The 2,964-nt window shown below is 32.3% G+C and carries 4 protein-coding genes and 1 pseudogene; 2 read left to right on the plus strand and 3 right to left on the minus strand.

The annotated features are described in order from the left end of the window. Together IDG60_RS09890 and IDG60_RS09895 are read left to right on the plus strand one after the other, a co-directional pair. The coding region (locus tag IDG60_RS09890; RefSeq protein ID WP_206160659.1) for a GH32 C-terminal domain-containing protein at window positions 1-743 on the plus strand (743 nt) is incomplete at its 5' end. Further along, on the plus strand, window positions 740-1,699 hold the full coding sequence (locus IDG60_RS09895) for a carbohydrate kinase family protein (protein ID WP_001253312.1): 960 nt from the start codon (window positions 740-742) through the stop codon (window positions 1,697-1,699). The genes IDG60_RS09890 and IDG60_RS09895, both read left to right, overlap by 4 nt. A gap of 187 nt (window positions 1,700-1,886) precedes the next feature. Here the strand turns inward: IDG60_RS09895 and IDG60_RS09900 are convergent. From IDG60_RS09900 to IDG60_RS09910, 3 genes and pseudogenes are all read right to left on the minus strand, one after another. Next, window positions 1,887-1,996 (minus strand): annotated as a pseudogene (locus IDG60_RS09900) (hypothetical protein). 71 nt (window positions 1,997-2,067) lie between these two features. Then, window positions 2,068-2,784 carry a quorum-sensing response regulator AgrA gene (agrA, locus tag IDG60_RS09905; protein WP_000688492.1) on the minus strand — a complete coding sequence of 239 codons (717 nt, stop codon included), beginning with the start codon at window positions 2,782-2,784 and terminating at the stop codon, window positions 2,068-2,070. An 18-nt stretch (window positions 2,785-2,802) separates the two neighbouring features. After that, window positions 2,803-2,964: GHKL domain-containing protein (locus IDG60_RS09910; protein WP_031895834.1), on the minus strand; the 162-nt coding region annotated here is incomplete at its 5' end.

The following is a 2,964-nucleotide window of genomic DNA, read 5'->3' on the forward strand; positions in this document are numbered from 1 at the left end:
ATCAGTTCAAAAATATTTATCAAAGTGGTTATATACTTGGAAAGTTTGATATTGAAAAGTTAACATATGAACATGAAAATTTTGTCGAGCTTGATAATGGCTTTGATTTCTATGCACCTCAAACATTTTTAGATGAAAAAGGCCGACGAGTACTAATTGGATGGATGGGGTTACCGGAAATCGAATATCCTACTGATAATGAAGGATGGGCCCATTGCTTAACAATTCCTCGTGTATTAAATGTAGAAAATGGTCAACTTAAGCAACGTCCATATCCAGCGTTGGAAAAATTACGTCACAATAAAGAGACAGCATTAGGCTACGCAAATAAATTTACTCGAAAATTACATCCGTATGAAGGTAAACAGTATGAATTAATCATAGATATTTTGGATAATGATGCTACCGAAGTGTACTTTGAATTACGTACATCTAAGACTTCTTCAACATTAATTGCTTATAACAAGCGTGAAAATAAAATAACATTAGATCGCAGCGACAGTGGTTTATTGCCGACAAATGTTGAAGGTACGACGCGTAGTACGATATTAGACACGCCATTAAAGCAATTACAAATTTTTGTTGATACATCTAGTATAGAAATTTTCTGTAATGATGGGGAACGTGTTTTGACATCTCGAATTTTCCCGACAGAAGACGCACTAGGTATTAAAACATCAACAGAATCAGGGCAAGTATATTTACAATTTACTAAATATGATTTAAAGGATGAACATAAATGAGACGTCTATTTTCAATAGGAGAAGCGTTAATTGATTTTATTCCAAATGTTACAAATGCGAATTTAAAAGATGTTCAAACATTTACGAAGCAAATTGGTGGCGCGCCATGCAATGTAGCTTGTACAGTTCAAAAGTTAGGACAACAAGCGTATATGATTACACAATTAGGTAATGATGCATTTGGAGATAGCATTATTGAAACGATATCAAGTATTGGTGTAGATGTATCAAAAGTGTATCGCACGAATGAAGCAAACACTGCGTTAGCTTTTGTGAGTTTGACTGAAGCGGGCGAGCGAGATTTTTCTTTTTATCGTAAGCCCTCTGCTGATATGTTATTTGAACCAAGTTTTGTGAATGATATTGATGTGAATGAAAATGATGTAGTACATTTTTGTTCTGTTGATTTGGTCGATAGTCCGATGAGAGATGCACATTATCAATTGATTACCAAAACATTAAATGCAAATGGTACTGTCGTATTTGATCCTAATGTAAGATTGCCATTATGGGATAACGCTGAAGATTTAAGACAAACTATTCATACCTTTTTGCCATTGGCGCATATTGTAAAAGTTTCAGATGAAGAATTAGAATTTATTACAGGTATTCATGATGAAAATGAAGCCATTCAATCATTATTTACAGGTAATGTTACTGTAGTCATTTATACGAAGGGAGCAGATGGTGCTGCCGTATATTTGAAAAATGGTATTAATCATTATCATAGTGGCTATAAGGTAAAACCTGTTGATACAACTGGGGCAGGGGATGCTTTTATTGGTGCAGTTATTAGCAGGATTTTAGCAACCGATGTGTTAAATTTAACTCAGTTATTTGAAAATGAAGGTGAGGAAATTTTAGCGTTTAGCAATCGCGTTGCTGCAATAGTGACAACGAAGTATGGTGCCATTAATAGTTTGCCAACATTACAAGAGGTTGAACAAGCATTTTAAATAATTCATTTATAAAACAGTGTAGGAAACAAGTTGAATCTTGTGCTACACTGTTTTTTAAAACAAAATAAGATTCACGGGGTAGGAAATTGTAGCATTTTATTTATGGAAACTGTCAATTTCAAATTTAGTATATTTTGTTAAAAATTGCGCCATAGGATTGTAGAGTGAAATAGAAATTGATAAATTATGTAGTAATAGGAATAGGTATACAAAGAAACGTTACATCATTTTTTAATTCACGCGTCATATTTAATTTTGTTATTAAACAATTAAAAAGCCAGCTATACAGTGCATTTGCTAGTTATCTTGTTAAAATCCAACAAGATTTACAATTGAATACGCCGTTAACTGACTTTATTATCTTATTATATTTTTTTAACGTTTCTCACCGATGCATAGCAGTGTTCTTTATTTTTAAAATAGACAATTCGCTCTTTCGAATCTATAGATTCAATATTATGGCGATTGACGACAAAGCTATTATGACATCTAAAGAAACGATCATCTAATTGACTCAGTTCTTTTAAATTACCATAAAATTCAATTTGACGGTTATCTAAATGGGCAATGAGTCTGTGAGATTTTGTTGATGATTCAAAAAACATAATATCATCATATTGAACATACACTGAATTACTGCCACGTTTTAATTCAATCGTTTCAACGCTATTATCTTTAGACAACAATTGTAAGCGTGTATGTGCAGTTTCTAAACAATCTATAATTCGAGTTCTTAATTCTGCTGGATCATCTTTAAAAATAAAATCCATCGCTGCAACTTTGTAGACAAATGTTAAATAGGTAAGTTCACTGTGACTCGTAACGAAAATAATGTTACCAACTGGGTCATGCTTACGAATTTCACTGCCTAATTTGATACCATTAATATCAGTTGAAAGTTGAATATCTAAAAAGTAACAGCCTATGTCATTCATATTTTTAGCTTGCTCAAGCACCTCATAAGGATTATCAGTTGCGAGGGCAATTTCCATAGGCTTTTCTTCTATCATTATATAATTTTTAATAATGGTAACCATGTTTTCTCTTTGTTTTGGATCGTCTTCGCAAATGAAAATTTTCATACATTCACATCCTTATGGCTAGTTGTTAATAATTTCAACTTTTTGAATAAAGAAACCATTTTCGATAATTGTATCTAATAAGACATTGTCTGCATTATCAGCAATTTCTTTTAAAGTTGATAGACCTAAACCACGACCTTCACCTTTAGTAGAAAAACTTTCTTGGAACAATTCATGAAT

It is taken from the genome of Staphylococcus sp. EG-SA-2 (assembly GCF_017152085.1).

Coding starts and splice junctions, on each gene's coding strand:
- IDG60_RS09895 (WP_001253312.1), top strand. CDS start 740: ATGAGACGTCTATTTTCAATAGGAGAAGCGTTAATTGATTTTATTCCA.
- agrA (WP_000688492.1), bottom strand. CDS start 2,784: ATGAAAATTTTCATTTGCGAAGACGATCCAAAACAAAGAGAAAACATG.